Genomic DNA, 17,335 nt, shown 5'->3' with positions numbered 1-17,335 from the left:
GCCGCAGGCAGATCGGGCGTACCGAGGAAGGGGCCGGGCGGTGTCAGCGACAGCACGCGCTGCAAGTCAGCGCGTGATCGATGTAACGGCGGGCCGTGAGCACCAGTGCGACCGGGGCGGGTACCGCCACAGCGCGTCGCCAGCCAATGGCCATCCTGCCGCCCTCCCCCTGGTCCGTCCGTCCTCGGCGGCGCAGGGTGCGCGCCGAAGGTAGGTGCTCGAAAGGCCTGTCGCCGGACGGGCGTCCGCACGGAGCCACGCCCGGCCGTCCCGACGGCATGGCCGGGCGGCCTTCGGCTACAGAGCCTTCCATGCCGACCCGGTCCAGGCAACCCTCAGCACGCCGAACGTCCGGGATGCGGACAGTCGAATGAGATCAGGCCCGAATGAGATCAGGCCCGGACAGCGGCGGGCCGGCGCCGGGCGGCGGCGTGCTCGACGAGGGCGACCAGCACCGCCTTCCCGTCCTCGCGCAGCCGCGCGTCGCACAGCACCACGGGAACGTCCGGGTCGAGGTCGAGCGCGTCCCGGACCTCCTCGGGGGCGAACCGCTCGGTGCCGTCGAAGCAGTTGACCGCGACGACGAAGGGGATCCCGCGCTGCTCGAAGAAGTCCACGGAGGGGAAGCAGTCGGCCAATCGCCGGGTGTCCGCGATCACCACCGCGCCGAGCGCGCCGCGCGCCAACTCGTTCCAGACGAACCAGAACCGGTCCTGACCGGGGGTGCCGAACAGGTAGAGCGCGAGCCCGGGCCGCAGGTCGATCCGGCCGAAGTCCATCGCCACCGTGGTGGTGCGCTTGGCCTCCACGCCCGAGGTGTCGTCCACCGGGCGGCCCAGCTCGCTCAGCTCCTCCTCGGTGCGCAGCGGACGGATCTCGCTGACCGCGCCGACCAGGGTGGTCTTGCCCGCGCCGAAGCCGCCCGCGACCAGGATCTTCAGCGCGACGGCCGGACCGCCGCGCCAGCTCGGGTCGTTGGAATCGCCCCGCCGTGGCGCGGGGTGGTGGTCAGAGCGCACGGAGTCCATTGATCACGTCTCGCAGCAGGCGCTCGTCCGGCAGCTCGGCGAGCGGAACGGGTCGGGTGACGCTGATCAGTTCGGCGTCGTAGAGGTCGCCGAGCAGCACCCGGACGACGCTGACCGGCAGATCGGTGTAGGAGCCGAGTTCGGCGACGGACAGCGGCTCCCGGCGGCACCAGGCCAGAATGGTCTGATGCTCCGGGTCGAGCACCTGCGCCGGCACGGCCCCCGCGGCCGGCCCGGGCTCGGCGGCGGTGATCAGCGAGATCAGGTCGAACAGGCCGTCCTCGACCGGCCGGGTGCGGCCGCGGGTCATCGAGTACAGCCGCACCACGGGCCCGGCGTCGTCGTCGAACCAGCGGTCGTCGACCGGGGTGCGCGGCCGGAACAGGTCGACCTCGGGCTCGTCCGGGACGAGCTGTTCGGCCTCGTCCGCGGTACCTGACTCGTCCGCCGTGGCCGCCTCGGCCGGGCTGACCGAGTCGGGGCCGGCCGAGTCCGGGCCGGCCGGGTCCGGGCTCGCCCCGTCCAGGACCGCCTCAACGACGACCGCCTCGGCCGCGCCCCCCTCAACGACGACCGCCTCGGCCGCGACCGCCTCGGCCGGCCCGGCGCCCGGTTCGGACTGTCCCGCCGTCTCCGCCTTCGGATCCGCCATCGGACCGCTCATCTCCCCGGCGGCTCGGTTTCGGTGCGCGGTTCGGCGGCCATGTGCTCGCCGACCCGCTTGACCAGCAGGGCCATCTCGTAGGCGATCTGGCCGATGTCCGCCTCGGCCTCGCTCAGCACGGCCAGGCAGCTGCCGTCGCCGGCGGCGGTGATGAACAGGAACGCCTCGTCGAGCTCCACCATGGTCTGCCGGACCCCGCCGACCTTGAAGTGCCCGCCCGTGCCCTTGGCGAGGCTGTGGAAGCCCGCCGCGACGGCGGCCAGGTGCTCGGCGTCCTCGCGCTCCAGGTTGCGGGAGGCACCGGTGGCCAGGCCGTCGCTGGAGAGGATCACCGCGTGCCGAAGGGCCGCGACGCGCCCCACCAGGTCGTCCAGGAGCCAGTTGAGATCTCCGGACGGCTGCGTCGAAATGGTCATGAATCAGTTCCTTCCGCTGGTGCGGGTGATGCCGGTGATGCTGGTCGTACAGGTGACGCTGGTCGTGCAGGTGTGTCGGATCGTGCGGGTGTTGCGGACGCTGCGGGTGGTGCCGGGGGCACGGCCGTGTCGGACGGCGGCGGCACCAGGCGGACCGGCGGGCCGGGCGGTACCCGCCTGACGAGCGGCGCCCCGGTGCCGTCGGGCGGTGCGGGCAGCGCCGCCGGGGCGGGCGCCGGGCCGATCGCCCGCCGGGACGTGTCCGGCGGCTGCCAGGCGGGGACGGCGGTGGGCCGGTCACTCGCCGGGGTTGCCGGGGCCACCGGGGCGGAGGCCCCGCGGCCCCGGGTGAAGCCGCGCTGGAAGGACGTGAAGGCGGCCCGCGCCTCCTCGGGCGAGCGCTCCCGCGCCTGCTCGGCGTCGCCGACGGCCCGGAGGCCCCGCGCGGCCCGGTTCTCGAGCCCGTCCTCGGTGCGGCCTCGAAGCCGATCCTCCATCCGTTGCTTCATCTGTTCTTTCAGCTGCGGCGCGAGGCTCGCCTGCCGGACCCGCCGGGGCAGTCCTCCCGCGGTCCGCGCACCGGCGTCCACGCGCGTGTCCACCGAAGCAGCATCCGCCGGAGCAGTATCCACCCGAGAGGCATCCGCCGGAGCAGCGTCCACCGGGGAGCCGTCGCCCTGGCCAACGGTCGGCACCTCCACCGGAGCCGCCCCGGCCTCATCCCGCCGGTGCCGACCGGTCCCCGGCCCGGCGTCGTCGTCCGGCGCGGGCGGCGGCACCAGCACGGGCCCGTCCTTGGTCCGCGACGCCCGCCGCGGCAGACCGCCCGGCGTCCGGGCCGGCTCGGACACGGACGGCCGCGGCCCGCCGGTGACCCGGTGCCGCCCGCTTGCAGCGGTCGCCTTCCGGCCCCCGTCCGACGCCGCAGATCCGGCAGATGCGGCAGACGAAGAGGATCTCCCCTCCGTACCGAGCGCCGGCACCGCCACGAGGTCACGCTGCCCGCGCCGGCCCGGCGCCGGCCGCTGCCCGGCGGGCGGCGGCTCGGGCAGCCCGTCCTCGGCCTCGGCGAGCAGTTCGCGCGGTACCAGCACGACCGCGGTGGTCCCGCCGTACGGGGAGGGCCGCAGGTGCACCCGGATGCCGTGCCGCCGGGCCAGCCGGCTGACCACGAACAGGCCCAGCCGGTCGGTGTCGGCGAGGTCGAACTCCTGCTCCACGGCGAGGCGTTCGTTGATCTCGGCGAGCGCCTGCTCGCTCAGCCCGAGGCCGCGGTCGTCGATCTCCAGCGCGAAGCCGTGTGCGACGACCTCGCCCTGGACGGTGACCTGCGTGGTCGGCGGGGAGAACACCGCGGCGTTCTCGACGAGTTCGGCGACGAGGTGGGTCACGTCGGCGACGGCGCTGCCGAGCAGGCCGGTGCCTGGGAAGGGGCGGACGACCACCCGGGCGTAGTCCTCGACCTCGCCGACCGCCGCGCGGACCACGTCCACCATCCGGACGGGCTTGCGCCAGGCGCGCCCCGGCGAGCCGCCGGCCAGGATGATCAGGCCCTCGGCGTGACGGCGCATGCGGGTGGTGAGGTGGTCGACCTTGAACAGGTCCTCCAGCTCCGCCGGGTTCTCGGTGCGGCGCTCCATGGTGTCCAGCAGGGTCAGCTGGCGGTGCAGGAGCACCTGGCTGCGCCGGGCCAGGTTGACGAAGACGGCCGAGACGCCGCGGCGCAGCTCGGCCTGTTCGACGGCGGCCTCGACGGCGGCCCGCTGGACGGCGTTGAACGCCTGGCCGACCTGGCCGATCTCGGCCTGCCCGAACTGCAGTTCCGGCGCCTCGGCCGCGACGTCCACCGCCTCGCCGCGGCGCAGCCGCCGCATGACGGACGGAAGCCGGGTGCCGGCGAGCTCGTTAGCGGCGTTGCGCAGGCCGATCAGTTCGCGGGCCAGTCCGCGGCCGATCCGGAAGGAGATGAGCACCGTCAGCACGACCGCGACCAGGCCGACCGCGCCGGCGATGCCGCCACGCCACAGCAGCCCGACCTCGTAGGACCGCTCGCGTTCGGCGATCCCGTCGGCGATCCGGGAGTTGACGGCGGCGAGGTCGCCGAGGGCCCGGTCGGCGGTGTCCCGCCAGGAGTCGCCGTTGATCGCCTGGGCGACCCGCTCGGGGCCTCCGGCGCCGACGAAGTCGGCCTCGGCGCGGGCGAGCGCGGCCCAGGCCTCGCCGCCGTGCAGGGCGACGTACTCGGCCTGGTCGGAGGGGTCGAGTTCGGCGACGTAGACGGTGAACAGCGCCTGCTGGTTGTGCAGGGCGTCCAGCGCGACCTGGTACTGCTCGGCGGTGGGCCGGGTGATGCCGGTGCGCAGGCCCTCCATCGCCGCGTCCTCCTGAGCGAGGTACTCGCGGGCGCGCACCAGCTCGATCAGGATCGTGCCCTGGCGCGGCAGTTGGCCGGCCTGCTGGGCAACGAAGGCGGAGCGGAAGCCGAACACGGGCTTGATCAGGTCGCTGTACTGATCGAGCGCGAACTCCCAGTTGAGCGCGGTGCGGCCGACCTGGGCGCGCAGCGGGCCGATCTGGTCGGCGGCGGCGAGGATCTGCAGGAGGCGTCCGCGCTGGGCGGTGGAGAGCTTGCCGTCGCTGCCGGCCTTCTTGTCGCGCAGGACGGCGAGCTCGCGGTCGGTCGCGGCCTTGGTGCGGTCGAAGGCGTCCTTGGCGACGCGCGAGTTCGGGTCGGCGAGCCGCTGGACGGCGGCGCGGCGCTCGTTCTGCAGGTCGGTGGCGTACTGGTCGACCGGGGCCGCGAACTCCTTGTACGTACGGCTGATCTCCAGCTGGCTCCAGACGTCTCCGGTGGTGACGGACGTCGCGTACGCCCACATCGCGGTGAGCGCGACGATGGGTACCAGGAGCAGCGCGATGATCTTCGCGCGGATCGAGCTGCTGCGCAGACGCATGGAGTCCTCGGTCAGGAAGTGCCAGGCGCGGACGGGGAGCGTGGGTGGGCGTGGAGCTGGGGGCGTGGACGGGGAGCGCGGATGGTACGTCGACGGATCGGGCCTGGTTGGGAGGCCCGCGACCGCAGGTCTGCGAGAGCCTACTACGCCCTGACCACTCGTTCGAGGGTCGAATCCGTCTGCCGCCCCCAAGACCCGCACTTGCCCCGCACACGTCAGGAACCCGCGCCCCGACCCGGCACTTTCCGTACGGACAGGTGCCGATCTCGTCGCGCCACCGTCACACCCCTGGGCAGCGACAGACCGATCCGATAGTTTCGCTCCACGCAGATGCGAACGGGGAGGATTGTGCGCGAGTTCACCACCCCCGCCCTGGCCGGCCCCGAGGCCAGCGGAGGACTCGCCGACTCGCTCTACGACACCGCCGAACGCACGCCCGGCCTGGTCCAGCTGTCCCGCCGCGCCGCCGACGGCCCCTGGCAGGACGTCACCGCGCAGGAGTTCCGGGACGAGGTGCTCGCCCTCGCCAAGGGCCTGCTCACCCGCGGTGTCCGCTACGGCGACCGGGTCGCACTGATGTCCCGCACCCGCTACGAGTGGACACTGTTCGACTACGCACTCTGGTCGATCGGCGCGATCACCGTCCCGGTCTACCCCACGGCCTCAGCCGAGCAGGTGCGCTGGATCCTCGCCGAGACCCAGGCGGTGGCCTGCCTGGTCGAGGACGAGGACGCCGCCATGACCGTCGGAGCGGTGTGCGACGCCCTGCCCGACCTCAGCGGAATCTGGCAGCTGGACCGCGACTGCGTCGCCGCGATCACCGAGGACGGGCGCGGCGTGCCCAACGCGCTGGTACACCGCCAGCGGCTCGGCGTCACCGCCGCCAACATCGCCACCGTCGTCTACACCTCGGGCACCACCGGCCGCCCCAAGGGCTGCCTGATCACCCACGCCAACCTGGCCGCCGAGGCCGACGCCCTGCTCGGCGGCTGGGGCGACATCTTCCGGGACGCCGGCGGCGACCAGCCCGCCACCCTGCTGTTCCTGCCGCTCGCGCACGTCTACGGGCGGGCCGTGCAGGTCGCGGCGATCCGCGCCGGCTTCCGGATCGGGCACATCCCCGAAGTCTCCACCGAGGCCCTGTTACCCTCCCTGGACTCCTTCCGGCCGACCTTCCTGCACGTCGTCCCGTACGTCTTCGAGAAGATCTTCCAGCGGGCCCGGCAGGCCGCCGAGGACGCCGGACGCGGCGAACTCTTCGAGCAGGCCCGGCAGGTCGCGGTCGAGTGGGCGGCGGCCCGGGAGCAGAAACTGTTCGGCGCCGGGCCGGGACCGAGCCCGAAGCTGCGGCTGCGCCACCTCGCCTACGAGCGGACGGTCTACCAGCGGCTGCGCGGGGTGCTCGGCGGCCGGGTGCGCGGCGTGATGTGCGGCGGCTCCTCGCTGCGCCGCGAGCTCGGACTCTTCTTCACCGGCGCCGGGCTCCAGCTGTACGAGGGCTACGGGCTGACCGAGACGTCCGCCGCGATCACCGCCAACCCGGCCGGCCGGCAGAAGCTCGGCACGGTCGGACAGCCCCTCCCAGGAGCCTCGGTCGCGATCGCGGACGACGGCGAGGTGTGGGTGCGCGGCGGGCCGGTGTTCGGCGGATACCTCAACCACCCGCGCTGCACGGCGGAGTCGCTGTACGACGGCTGGTTCGCCACCGGGGACCTCGGCCGCCTGGACGAGGACGGGTACCTCACCATCACCGGCCGCAAGAAGGACCTGATCGTCACCAGCAGCGGCAAGAACCTCGCCCCGGCCGCGCTGGAGGAACGGGTGTCGGCGCATCCGCTGGTCTCCCAGTGCATGGTGGTCGGCGACGACCGCCCGTACGTGGCCGCGCTGATCACCCTCGACCAGGCGGCGCTCGCGCACTGGCTGAAGACGGGCGGGCGGGAGCAACTGGACCCGTGGGCAGTGCTCGCGGACGAGCAGTTGCACGCCGAGATCCAGCGCGCCGTGGCGGCAGCGAACACGGCGGTCTCGCGAGCCGAATCGATCCGCGCGTTCCGGTTGCTGTTACGGGAGTTCAGCGTGGACCAGGGGCTTCTGACGCCCTCACTGAAGCTGCGGCGGGCGGCGATCGCCGAGCACTACGCGACGGACATCGAGGAACTGTACGCTCCCTGACTGATCGCCTCGCCGGGCGTGCCGTCGGTGGGACTTCGGCGAGGAGGCGCAGGCGCATGTCGCGGGGCGGCCGGGTGACCGAGACCGCCCAAGCTTTGTAGGAGCATCTCGCCTACAAGCAAACCGAACTGCTACCCGTGATCGCCGGGATGCCGTTCCCGCCGAAGGGCCGAGCCGAAATCCGTCGGCCCTCCCCAAAGGTCGGAGAGGAGCCGACGGCCGTGCCGGACGCGCCGTTACGACTGCGAGAACACCGGGAGGTAGCCGCCGGCCTGGCCGGACGCCTTCGGGTGGTAGCTCTCGTCGATGGGCCAGGTGGTGCTGTGGATCCAGGTGGTCAGCGAGCCGCAGATCTCGTGCTCGCCGAAGATGCCGCGCACGTCGGCGAAGGTGAAGCCGATGTCGGCGGCGCGCTTGGCGATGACGTCGTCGAGCACGTCGGCCGCCTCGTTGATGGCGGCACGCTTGGTGTCGCCGATGCCGAAGATGCAGCCGCCGCCGACCTTGTAGAGGTGCGGGTAGCCGAGGACCACCACGTGGGCGTTGGGGGCCTTGGCCCGGATGGCCGTGTAGACCTGGTCGAGCTGGCCGGGCAGGGTGTTCTGGGCGTAGTCCTCGCCGGCCGAGACGGCGTCGAGGCAGGCGGCCTCGGAGTCCAGCACGCAGGTCTGCATGGTGCTGGCGAAGCCGGCGTCGTTGCCGCCGATCGTGATGCTGACCAGCGTGGTGCCGGAGTTGAGGGCGGAGATCTGGTTGTTGAGGACGTCGCCGGTTCTCGCGCCGGAACAGGCGACGAAGGTGAAGGACGACGGCGAGTGCGCGTTCCGCCACAGGTACGGGTACGCGTTGGTGCTCCGCTTGCAGCTGCCGCTGTCGCCGAGGTAGTTCCCGGCGCCGACACCGGCGGAGTACGAGTCCCCGAGCGCGACGTAGTTGACGGTGGCCGCGTTCGCGGACGTGGCAGCGAAGAACGTGGTCAGGGCGAGCAGGGCCGCTATCGCGGTGACGGACATGGCACGAGCAGGGCGCAGCATGGAACCTCCTGGCGTGACGTGGGTCACAATGGTGATACCAGGCGGCAGCTGAGCCGGGAAGTGGTCATGCCAAGGATATTGACGGTACGTCTGACAATGCCGGAGTAAACCACCGTGCACCTAAGGGGCGTTGGCGCCGGTCAGCACCCATGTGAGCGCGCCTGCGGGCGGACTGAAGACGCCGGACGGCCGGACGGCGAGCCAGCCTTCGAGCGGGGTCCAGTACTCCGCCGTACACGATCTCGCCGGCCCCGAGTCCCTGACCGTCGATCAGGTTCACCGCCTCACCGGTGTTCACGTGCGGCGATCACCCGGCGGCGTGCTCGGCGGCCAGTGCTCACTGAGTGTCGCGCACGCCGGAGTGGCTGAGCCCGGCGCGCGTTTGTGCCCGCGGGCGGCAGTGATATCGACTACTTGATCACCGGGTCGGCGCCACCGCACAGGTGCCCGGCACCCGACGACAGGCCTCAGCTCCGCGCGGGGCGGGCGCCACCCAAGTAGCCCGAGTAGCTGGTGCCCGGGAAGACCTCACAGCCCTCCACCGGCAGTTCCTCGATCGTCTCGTTCGCGGCAGCGGGCACACCGAGCCACCGGACGGCGCACGCGACCGCCGCCCGTGCCTGCCGCAGCCCGGGCGCGCCCCAGCCCAGCAGCTCGACGGCGAGCCCGGGCGCGACCAGCAGCCGCCGGTAGTGCCGACCGGACGCCGGATCGGCCGCGCTCGGCCCGACCGTCCGCAGCGCAGCGGCCATCCGTACCCGGGCGCACTCGTGGCCGCCGTTGGCCGAGCCGACCCGGTCGTAGAGGTAGCCGAGGTAGTACGGCCGACCGATCACGGCCTGCGCCTCCTCGGCGGCCTCCCGCGCCAGGGCGGAGGCCGGGTCGCCGGCGTCCTCCGGCTCCAGCGAGCCGCCGGGCAGCGAGCAGATGCCGTCCCGGGGGTTGACCAGGGTCAGCACGCGCCCGTCAGGTGCGAACAGCCACCCCCACGACTGCTTCACGGGCAGCCCGTCGGGCACCTGCTCGCCCGGCCGCCACGGCCACCCCGCGGAGGGACGCCGGCGCACCTTGCCGAGCAGCTCGGCGATCTCCGCGCTGTACTCGATCCGGCTCATGCGTCCCCCTTTCGGCGTCGGGCTCGCCAGGACCGACGGGACGCGGGGCTGACCTGCGGAGCGCGGTTCGGGCGGAGCGGCGGGAGGGCGGCGTGGGGCACCGCACGCTCCTGCTGTTGATCTTTCCCGAAATCTTCCCCGAACAGCCGGTCGATGAACAGTCCCCAGCGCCGCCTGGTGGACGCGAAGGCCAAAAGTGCCTGGTCAGGCCAGGGGCCCACCCCCGTCCTCGGGGTCGCTGTCCGCGTCGTCCGGGCGGGCGGTGTCCGCGTCTTCCGTCGGATCGGTGTCCGTGTCGTCCGCCGGCCCGGCAGGAGCCGGGACCCCCGGCAGCGGGAAGCCGGGCCACGGGAGCGCCCCGGGCGGGAAGGGCAGGCCCCACCTGGCGCCGTCGGCCAGCTCGTCGAACACCTCGCGTGCGCTCATCGGCCGCAGCCGCCCGCCGGCCAGGGCCCAGCCGCGCACCGGCGGCCCCTCGGGCCCCGCGTCGCCGTGCAGCAGCAGGGCACCCGTGCCGCCGAGGGCCACGCCCGCCGCCAGCGTCACGCAGAGGGCCTCCGTGTCCCGTCCGCCGGGGAACAGCATGCCCGCCTCGACGCACAGCTCTGCCGCCGCGGCGAGCTCCTCGCCGTCCTCGGGCCCGTGGCAGCGCAGCGTCAGGAGGTGGCACCCCTCCCCCGCACCCTCGGCCAGGGCCACGTACACGGCGGTGACGTACCTCATCACCGCCGCCAGCCGCCGCTGTCCGGCGAGGTCGTCGCCGATCGTGTCCAGCAGGACCGCGCTGGCGACGGACATCCGCACCCGGGACCGGTGATCGTCCAGCAGAAGCGGGACCAGCTCGGCCAGCCGCTCCCCCGCGTAGACGAACGGCTCCCCCGCCAGCTCGGGATCACCCGCGTACGCGACCCGCGCGGCGGCGGTGCCCGGATCGAGGCCGAGCGCCTCGCAGTAGTCCGCGAAGTCGGCCTCCTCCAGGACCCGCAGGTGCACCTCCAGCCCCTGCCCGCGCAGGGCCCTCAACTGCTCCTCCGTCCGCCGCAGGTACTCCCGGTGGCCGAGCCCCCCGAACAGCCCGTACCGGGACAGCCTGGCGAAGTCGGCACCTCCGACGGCCACCGCCACCGCCACGGCCACCGGCAACGGGGGCGGGGCGCCCCGCGCCCGCCCACCGGGCCGCCGCCCCCAGGCCCCGGCACCACCGTCACCGGCACCCGGCGGCCGCCCGCCACCGGGCCCACCCGGCCCCGGCCCGCCCCGCCCGGGGCCTGTCCCACCAGGCCGAACCCAATGCCCGGCCGACAACCGCACCCGCCACGGCCGGCGCGCCCGCCTACCCGAGCCCACCTGCCGTCCGAAGGCCTCCGCCACCATCACCCGCACCGACATGACACGCCCCTCTCCGTCACCCACCACGGGCACGACCGCCCGCTCGCCAACCGCCCACAGCGGCCGACGACGAGGAACATACACACCGTCACTGACAATTCACTCTGAGGAGTGAACACGGAGCTCCAGTGGCCCGGGGCGGACACGCAATGGTCCACGAACAGCAGGCACCGAGCACTGAACAGCGAACAGGCTTCGGATGACAGCTGACAGATGACAGATGACAGATTTCAAAGTCTGTCATCTGAAATCTGTCAGTTGTCATTTGTTTGGCGCCCCGCCCCTGCGTTCCCCCGCCGACCACCTCCTCCCGAACCCCCGGGCCCACTGTTCCGCCCGAGATTGTCAGTGACGGACGTTAGGGTCGGGGACCATGCGACTGCTGCATACCTCCGACTGGCATCTCGGGCGCTCGTTCCACCGGGAGAGCCTGCACGACGCCCAGCGTGCGTTCCTCGACCACCTGGTGGCGGTGGTCGAGGAGGAGCACGCGGATGCCGTGCTGGTTGCCGGCGACGTGTACGACCGGGCGTTGCCGGGTCTGGACGCGGTCGCGCTGTTCGACGACGTGCTGCACCGGCTGGCCGGGCTCGGCGTGCCGACGGTGTTCATCAGCGGCAACCACGACTCGGCCCGCCGGCTGGGCGTCGGGGCCGGGCTGATCGGGCAGGCGGGCATCCATCTGCGCACGGATCCGGGCGAGTGCGCCGTCCCGGTGCTGCTGGCCGACGAGCACGGGCCGGTGGCCGTGTACGGGCTGCCGTACCTGGAGCCGACGCTGGTGCGCGAACGGTTCGGGCTGGAGCGCGGAGGGCACGCGGCGGTGCTGGGCGCCGCGATGGAGCGGGTGCGGGAGGACCTCGCGGCCCGCCCGGCGGGGACGCGCGCCGTGGTACTGGCGCACGCCTTCGTCACGGGGGGCGCGCCGAGCGACAGCGAGCGGGACATCGCGGTCGGCGGCGTCGCGTCGGTGCCGGCCTCGGTGTTCGACGGGGTGCACTACGCCGCGCTCGGCCACCTCCACGGCTGCCAGACACTCGCGCCGCACCTGCGCTACAGCGGTTCGCCGCTCGCGTACTCGTTCTCCGAGGTGAACCAGCGCAAGACGATGTGGCTGGTCGATCTCGCCGCCGACGGCTCGGTGGCCGCCGAGCGCGTCGACTGCCCGCAGCCCCGCGCGCTCGCCACCCTGCGCGACAAGCTCGACACGCTGCTCACCGACGAGAAGTACGCGCCGTTCGAGCACTCCTGGGTGCAGGTCACCCTGACCGACGCAGCCCGCCCGAGCGAGCCGATGGAGCGGCTGCGCCGTCGCTTCCCGCACACCCTCCAGTTGCTCTTCGACCCGGAGGAGACGGAGACGGCGCCCTCGCAGTCGTACGCGGCCCGGGTCAGCGGGCGGGCCGACCTGGAGATCGCGGAGGGCTTCCTGCGGCACGTGCGCCCCGGCGCCGAGCCGGACGGGGACGAACTCGGCTGGCTGCGGGCCGGGTTCGAGAGCGTGCGGGAGACCACCGACCGGAAGGCGGACCTGCCCCGATGAGGCTGCACCGGCTCACCGTCACCGCCTTCGGCCCGTTCGCGGGCAGCGAGACGGTGGATTTCGACGCGCTCGCCGCCGGCGGGCTGTTCCTGCTGCGCGGCGCGACCGGGGCGGGCAAGAGCAGCGTGCTGGACGCGGTGTGCTTCGCCCTCTACGGCGACGTTCCCGGCAGCCGCAGGGCCAACCGGCTGCGCAGCGACCACGCCGACCCGCACCAGCTGACGGAGGTGCGGCTGGAGCTGACGCTCGGCGGGCGACGGCTGCAGATCACCCGGCTGCCGGAGCAGCGGCGCCCGAAGAAGGTCGGCTCCGGCACGACGGTCGAGCGACCGCAGACGCTGCTGCGCGAGTGGGCGGCCGACGCGGGGGACGGCGCGCCCGGTTGGCGCGGGGTCAGCAAGTCGCACCAGGAGGCCGGGGAGGAGATCCACCGGCTGATCGGCATGAACCGGGAGCAGTTCTGCCAGGTCGTTCTGCTGCCGCAGGGCGACTTCGCGCGCTTCCTCAAGGCCGATTCGGAGGAGCGCGGCAAGCTGCTGCGGCGGCTGTTCGACACCGAGCGGTTCCAGCACGTCGAGGCGTGGCTGGCCGAGCAGCGGCGGGTCCAGGAGGCCGCCGTCCAGGCGGGGCGGCGCCGACTGCGCGATCTCGCCAGCAAGGCCGAGCAGGCGGCCGGCCCGGGCGCCGAGCCGGCCGGCCAGTGGGTGCCCGACGAGGACGAGTCCGCCGACCTGACGGCGGGCGTGCTCGGCTGGGCCGCGATCCTGCGCGCCGGCGCGGCCGAGCAGCAGGCCGTCGCGGACGCGGCGCTGGCGGGCGCCGAGGCGGCCCACCTCGCCGCGCAGAGGGACCGCGAGGCCGCCGAGGAGCTGGCCGGGCGCCAGCACCGCCACCGACAGGCCCGGCAGCAGGCCGACCGGTTGGCCGAGGTCGAACCCGTGGTGGAGCGCGACCGACAGCGGCTGGCCGCCGCGCAGGCGGCCGTCGGGGTGGAGTCCCCGCTGCGGCTGCGTGAGGGCGCCGCCGAGGCGCACCGGCGCGCGCAGGACGCCGAGCGCCGCCACCGGGAGGCGCTGGCCCGCACCGGCGGCGAGGGCCAGGCCCTCGCCACCGCCGGCGCCGCGGAACTGGCCGAGGCCGAACTGCGCCTGCGGGCCGAGGTGGTACGGCTGGAGACGGCCCGGGCGGACGAGCGCCGCTGCGCCGAACTCGCCCGCGAACAGCGGACCACGGCCGACGACCGCCGCCACGCCGAGGAGCTCGCCGAGGAGGCCGAGGACTGGCTCGCCGAGTTCGAGGACCAGTTGAACCGGCTCCAGAAGGAGCAGGCCGGGGCGCAGGCGGCGAGCGCGAAGGTCGAGCAACTGGACGGCCGGCGCACCGAGTTGACCGCCCGCCTGGGCGCAGCCCGGGAGCGAGACGGACTGCGGGCCGAGATCGCGGCCGGCGAGCCGAGGGTCCACGCGCTGCGCACCGCCGCGCTGGACGCCCGCGAGCACAGCCAGGACCTGCGCGAGCGCCGACTCGCCGGCATGGCCGCCGAGTTGGCCGAGCAGCTGCGGGCGGGCGAGGCCTGTCGGGTCTGCGGCTCGCCCGAACACCCGGCGCCCGCCGAGGCCGGCCCCGGTGGCCGGGTCAGCGCCGCGGACGAGGACCGGGCGCGCGCCGCCCAAAGCTCCGCCGAGCAGGCGGCGGCGAACGCCGAGCAGGCCCTCACCGCGCTGCGGGTCCGCGAGGCGACGGCTGCCGGGGCGGCCGGGCCGGACGGCGCCGACGCCCGCACGGACGCCCTCTCCGGCGCCCTCGCCGCACTGGAACGCGAGCACCGCGAGGCACGGCAGGCCGCGGAGGCGCTCGGTCGGGTCGAGCAGGAGATCGGCCGCCTCTCCGACGACCGCGCCCGCCGACTCGACGAGCGTCGCGAGGCCCGCGAGCGCGCCGCCGTCCTCACCGACCGGCTCCAGGCCCTCGACGCCGAGCAGCGGGAGCTCACCGCCCGGGTGGCCGCCGCCCGGGGCGAGGCGGCCTCCGTGGCCGAGCGGGCCGCGGACCTCACCCGGCTCATCGACGGCGTCGCCGCGGTGGCCGGCGCCGCGCGGGTCTGCCAAGAGGCGGCGGCCCGACTCTCCGAGGCCGAGGACGAACTCGGCAAGGCCGCCGCCGCAGCCGGCTTCCCGGACGCCGAAGACGCACTCGCCGTCCTGCTCCCCCGGGAGCAGCGCGAGCAGCTGGAGGACCGGCTGGACCGGCACCGCGCCGAGCTCGCCGCCGTCCGGCACGAGCTCGCGCTGCCCGAACTCGCCGAGGCCGCGGCCCGTCCCGCCGCCGACTTGCCCGCCGCCCAAGCCGCACTCGACGCCGCCACCGCCCGGCTGCGCCGCGCGCACGCCGCCCAGGCCGCGGCCCGCGAGCGCCTCGAGTCGCTGACCGCGATCGGTCGCCAGCTCGCCGACCTGACCGCCGAACTCGCCCCCGCGTTGGTGCGGTACGGGCGGATCAACCGGCTCGCCACGCTGGCCGCCGGCACCTCCACCGAGAACCGGCTCCGGATGCGCCTGGAGTCGTACGTCCTGGCAGCCCGGCTGGAGCAGGTCGCCGCGGCGGCCAGCGACCGGCTGGTCCGGATGTCGGGCGGCCGCTACACCCTCGTCCACAGCGACGACCGCGGCACTGGCAACAAGCGCTCGGGCCTGGCCCTGCGCGTGGTCGACGCCTGGACGGGCACCGAGCGGGACACCGCGACCCTCTCCGGCGGCGAGAGCTTCTTCGCCTCCCTCGCCCTCGCCCTCGGCCTCGCGGACGTCGTCACCGACGAGGCCGGCGGCATGCCGCTGGACACCCTCTTCATCGACGAGGGCTTCGGCACGCTCGACGAACACTCGCTGGAGGAGGTGATGGACGTCCTCGACGGCCTGCGCGAGCGCGACCGGGCGGTCGGCATCGTCAGCCACGTCGCCGACCTGCGCAGCCGGATCCCGGCCCAGCTCCTGGTCCGCAAGGGCCGGCACGGCTCGACCCTGGCCCTGGCCGGACGGGAGGACGCGTAGGGCCCGCCTTCGAACGTCCGGCCGCGTTCCGGTCGCTGGCCCGGGGCCGCTGCTCGGGACCGCTGCTCGAGGCTCAGCCCGAGCAGGCGATCCGCTGCGCCTGCTGCCAGGCACACACCGGGCAAAGCGTGCTGCCCGGGTGGTCGGCGGGCAGCTCGGTCGGCTCCCCGCACAGGACGCAGTCCGCCCGCGGCCCGGTCAGCGCGGGGTCGTGCACCAGCGCGGCCTCGGCGTCGTCCCCGGCAGGCAGGGTGCAGACCGCCGGGGCTTCGCTCGTCTCGGCCTCGTTCGGCTCAATCTCGTCGGTCGTGCTCTCGGTCATGCCGTCTTCCTACTCCGCGCCCCCGCAGTATCGCAAGGCGGCTACGCCGCCTCGATCATGGCGGCGACGCCGTCCAGCAGGGGCCCCAGCCCGAACGCGAACAGCGCGTCCAGATCGAGGTCGTAGCCACCCTCGGCGGCCCCGGCACGCGCAATGGTCCGGGCGAACACCGGGTAGCGAGCCGCGTTCACCAGGGCCGCCAGGGCCGGAGTCTGCTGGTCCATCCACTGCTCCTCGGTCAGACCTGTGTCGGCCTGCGCCCGGGCCTCCCGCTCCACGTGGACGGCAACCCCCTGGACGTAGCAGTAGAGCAGGACGTGCAGGTCGAGCATCGTCGAACGGCGCCTGCGTCCGTTCGTCGACCTCAATCAGGCTCTGGCCACCGAGAACCCCGGCGGACCTGCCTCCGAAGCCTCCGTCGAGCACGCCAAGAACGCGTTCGCGCTCGACCACTGACAGCCCGCGCGACAGATGACGGGTGACGAAAGACAGCAAACAGATGACAGATGATGAAATCTGTCAGTTGTTCGTTGTCATCCGCACCGCCCCACCCTCCTCCGCCGCGACCACCCCCACTACCGTGGCGGCATGCGCCAGGACCTCCATCAGCGTCTCCTCGCCGCCCGCGCCGCCACGCCGACCTACCCCCAGGTCGGGGCAACCAGGGGCGGCCGACTGCCGGACGGCTATGCGCACCTGCGGCGGCGGGTGCACCTCGGCCACGGCCCCGAGGTGCTGGAGCGCGCCGGGCGGTACGTCCTCGGCTGGGGCAGCCAGTTGGGCACCGGTTTCGCCGTCCATCCGGGCGCGCCCGCCCAGGAGGGGGCGACGGTCCTGATCCGGCTGAGCCTTCCGGGGAGCCGCTGGCCACGGATCGTCATCCCCTGCCGCGTGGTGTGGACGGTCGACGAGCCGGACCGGATCGGCTTCGCGTACGGGACGCTCCCCGGGCACCCCGAGTGCGGCGAGGAGTCTTTCCTCGTGAGCATGGACGCCGATGGCGAGGTGTGGTTCGAGGTCGCCGCGTTCTCCCGGCTGGCCGCGTGGTACGCCCGCCTCGGCCGCCCGGTCGCCGCGCTCTGCCAGTACCTGGCGATCGAGCGCTACCTCGCTGCGGTGGCCACCGTCGCTGCCGGCCCCGGCGCGCAGCGCCCCTGAGGAAGCCGGCCCGGTCAGCCGAGGAAGGAGAGCCGGACCGTCCGGCGCGGGTTGTCCCCGTTGGTGTCGACGAGGACGACGGACTGCCAGACGCCGAGCGTCAGTTGGCCGCCGATCACGGGCAGGGTGGCGTGCGGGGCGACCAGACCGGGGATCACGTGGTCGCGGCCGTGTCCGGGGCTGCCGTGCCGGTGGCGCCAGCGGTCGTCGGCGGGCAGCAGCTCGCGCAGGCTGGCGAGGAGGTCGTCGTCGCTGCCGGAGCCGGTCTCCAGGACGGCGATCCCGGCGGTGGCGTGCGGGACGAAGACGTTGAGCAGGCCGTCGCGTCCGGCGGCCCGGTCGGTGAGGAACGCGGCGCAGCGGTCGGTGATGTCGAGTGCGACCTCACGGCTGCCGGTGGTGATCTCGAACGTGGCGGTCTGGAACAGACCGGTGGGGTGGGAGTGGATGTTGTCCGCCATGGCGTCATCCTGGCCCACGTCACGGGGCC

14 protein-coding genes are annotated in these 17,335 nt (G+C 74.0%); 4 read left to right on the top strand and 10 right to left on the bottom strand.

Translation table 11 applies throughout. From position 1 onward, the window contains the following. Window positions 1-392: 392 nt before the first annotated feature. The 4 genes from F7Q99_RS23370 to F7Q99_RS23355 form a co-directional block, all read right to left on the bottom strand. Complete coding sequence (locus tag F7Q99_RS23370; RefSeq protein ID WP_153464473.1) at window positions 393-1,028, bottom strand: GTP-binding protein; 636 nt, start codon at window positions 1,026-1,028, stop codon at window positions 393-395. Further along, the gene (locus F7Q99_RS43710; protein ID WP_230210850.1) at window positions 1,009-1,338 is read right to left on the bottom strand and encodes a DUF742 domain-containing protein; all 330 of its coding nucleotides are present in this window, start codon (window positions 1,336-1,338) and stop codon (window positions 1,009-1,011) included. Before F7Q99_RS43710 ends, F7Q99_RS23370 begins: the two co-directional genes overlap by 20 nt. A 350-nt stretch (window positions 1,339-1,688) precedes the next feature. Then, window positions 1,689-2,108 carry a roadblock/LC7 domain-containing protein gene (locus F7Q99_RS23360; RefSeq protein ID WP_153464469.1) on the bottom strand — a complete coding sequence of 140 codons (420 nt, stop codon included), beginning with the start codon at window positions 2,106-2,108 and terminating at the stop codon, window positions 1,689-1,691. Then, the gene (locus tag F7Q99_RS23355; protein WP_153464466.1) at window positions 2,105-5,062 is read right to left on the bottom strand and encodes a sensor histidine kinase; all 2,958 of its coding nucleotides are present in this window, start codon (window positions 5,060-5,062) and stop codon (window positions 2,105-2,107) included. The genes F7Q99_RS23360 and F7Q99_RS23355 overlap by 4 nt, the downstream gene beginning before the upstream one ends. A gap of 348 nt (window positions 5,063-5,410) precedes the next feature. Here F7Q99_RS23355 and F7Q99_RS23350 point away from each other — a divergent pair, with 348 nt between their 5' ends. Further along, window positions 5,411-7,237 (top strand): AMP-dependent synthetase/ligase, encoded by a 1,827-nt coding sequence (locus F7Q99_RS23350; RefSeq protein ID WP_326847018.1) that lies wholly within the window; start codon window positions 5,411-5,413, stop codon window positions 7,235-7,237. A gap of 236 nt (window positions 7,238-7,473) precedes the next feature. Here F7Q99_RS23350 and F7Q99_RS23345 read toward each other — a convergent pair whose 3' ends face one another. From F7Q99_RS23345 to F7Q99_RS23335, 3 genes are all read right to left on the bottom strand, one after another. Beyond that, on the bottom strand, window positions 7,474-8,271 hold the full coding sequence (locus tag F7Q99_RS23345; protein ID WP_195911151.1) for an SGNH/GDSL hydrolase family protein: 798 nt from the start codon (window positions 8,269-8,271) through the stop codon (window positions 7,474-7,476). A 467-nt stretch (window positions 8,272-8,738) separates the two neighbouring features. Next, complete coding sequence (locus tag F7Q99_RS23340; protein ID WP_195911150.1) at window positions 8,739-9,386, bottom strand: hypothetical protein; 648 nt, start codon at window positions 9,384-9,386, stop codon at window positions 8,739-8,741. 204 nt (window positions 9,387-9,590) lie between these two features. Next, on the bottom strand, window positions 9,591-10,505 hold the full coding sequence (locus F7Q99_RS23335; protein ID WP_153464462.1) for a hypothetical protein: 915 nt from the start codon (window positions 10,503-10,505) through the stop codon (window positions 9,591-9,593). A 643-nt stretch (window positions 10,506-11,148) separates the two neighbouring features. Here F7Q99_RS23335 and F7Q99_RS23330 point away from each other — a divergent pair. Beyond that, window positions 11,149-12,318 carry an exonuclease SbcCD subunit D gene (locus F7Q99_RS23330; RefSeq protein WP_153464461.1) on the top strand — a complete coding sequence of 390 codons (1,170 nt, stop codon included), beginning with the start codon at window positions 11,149-11,151 and terminating at the stop codon, window positions 12,316-12,318. Continuing rightward, window positions 12,315-15,365 carry an AAA family ATPase gene (locus tag F7Q99_RS23325; RefSeq protein WP_153464459.1) on the top strand — a complete coding sequence of 1,017 codons (3,051 nt, stop codon included), beginning with the start codon at window positions 12,315-12,317 and terminating at the stop codon, window positions 15,363-15,365. The genes F7Q99_RS23330 and F7Q99_RS23325 overlap by 4 nt, the downstream gene beginning before the upstream one ends. Before the next feature lie 73 nt (window positions 15,366-15,438). Here F7Q99_RS23325 and F7Q99_RS23320 read toward each other — a convergent pair whose 3' ends face one another. Both F7Q99_RS23320 and F7Q99_RS23315 read right to left on the bottom strand, forming a co-directional pair. Next, window positions 15,439-15,687, bottom strand: coding sequence for a hypothetical protein (locus tag F7Q99_RS23320; protein ID WP_153464458.1), 249 nt, complete (start codon window positions 15,685-15,687; stop codon window positions 15,439-15,441). 41 nt (window positions 15,688-15,728) lie between these two features. After that, the gene (locus tag F7Q99_RS23315) at window positions 15,729-16,019 is read right to left on the bottom strand and encodes a TetR/AcrR family transcriptional regulator C-terminal domain-containing protein (RefSeq protein WP_153464455.1); all 291 of its coding nucleotides are present in this window, start codon (window positions 16,017-16,019) and stop codon (window positions 15,729-15,731) included. A gap of 256 nt (window positions 16,020-16,275) precedes the next feature. On the opposite strand from F7Q99_RS23315, the gene F7Q99_RS23310 reads away from it, so the two are divergent. Continuing rightward, window positions 16,276-16,845, top strand: coding sequence for a DUF1990 family protein (locus tag F7Q99_RS23310; protein WP_153464453.1), 570 nt, complete (start codon window positions 16,276-16,278; stop codon window positions 16,843-16,845). A 14-nt stretch (window positions 16,846-16,859) separates the two neighbouring features. On the opposite strand, the gene F7Q99_RS23305 is transcribed toward F7Q99_RS23310, so the two are convergent. Further along, entirely contained in the window at window positions 16,860-17,306 is a 447-nt protein-coding gene (locus F7Q99_RS23305; protein ID WP_153464451.1) for a YjbQ family protein, read from the bottom strand. Window positions 17,307-17,335 lie beyond the last annotated feature (29 nt).

The sequence above is a fragment of the Streptomyces kaniharaensis genome, assembly GCF_009569385.1.
In the GTDB taxonomy this organism is placed as follows: domain Bacteria; phylum Actinomycetota; class Actinomycetes; order Streptomycetales; family Streptomycetaceae; genus Kitasatospora; species Kitasatospora kaniharaensis.
Note: the sequence above shows the minus strand (reverse complement) of the source record. Positions and strands in the feature narration are given on the sequence as shown.

Coding starts and splice junctions, on each gene's coding strand:
- F7Q99_RS23370 (WP_153464473.1), bottom strand. CDS start 1,028: ATGGACTCCGTGCGCTCTGACCACCACCCCGCGCCACGGCGGGGCGAT.
- F7Q99_RS43710 (WP_230210850.1), bottom strand. CDS start 1,338: ATGACCCGCGGCCGCACCCGGCCGGTCGAGGACGGCCTGTTCGACCTG.
- F7Q99_RS23360 (WP_153464469.1), bottom strand. CDS start 2,108: ATGACCATTTCGACGCAGCCGTCCGGAGATCTCAACTGGCTCCTGGAC.
- F7Q99_RS23355 (WP_153464466.1), bottom strand. CDS start 5,062: ATGCGTCTGCGCAGCAGCTCGATCCGCGCGAAGATCATCGCGCTGCTC.
- F7Q99_RS23345 (WP_195911151.1), bottom strand. CDS start 8,271: ATGCTGCGCCCTGCTCGTGCCATGTCCGTCACCGCGATAGCGGCCCTG.
- F7Q99_RS23340 (WP_195911150.1), bottom strand. CDS start 9,386: ATGAGCCGGATCGAGTACAGCGCGGAGATCGCCGAGCTGCTCGGCAAG.
- F7Q99_RS23330 (WP_153464461.1), top strand. CDS start 11,149: ATGCGACTGCTGCATACCTCCGACTGGCATCTCGGGCGCTCGTTCCAC.
- F7Q99_RS23325 (WP_153464459.1), top strand. CDS start 12,315: ATGAGGCTGCACCGGCTCACCGTCACCGCCTTCGGCCCGTTCGCGGGC.
- F7Q99_RS23320 (WP_153464458.1), bottom strand. CDS start 15,687: ATGACCGAGAGCACGACCGACGAGATTGAGCCGAACGAGGCCGAGACG.
- F7Q99_RS23315 (WP_153464455.1), bottom strand. CDS start 16,019: ATGCTCGACCTGCACGTCCTGCTCTACTGCTACGTCCAGGGGGTTGCC.
- F7Q99_RS23310 (WP_153464453.1), top strand. CDS start 16,276: ATGCGCCAGGACCTCCATCAGCGTCTCCTCGCCGCCCGCGCCGCCACG.
- F7Q99_RS23305 (WP_153464451.1), bottom strand. CDS start 17,306: ATGGCGGACAACATCCACTCCCACCCCACCGGTCTGTTCCAGACCGCC.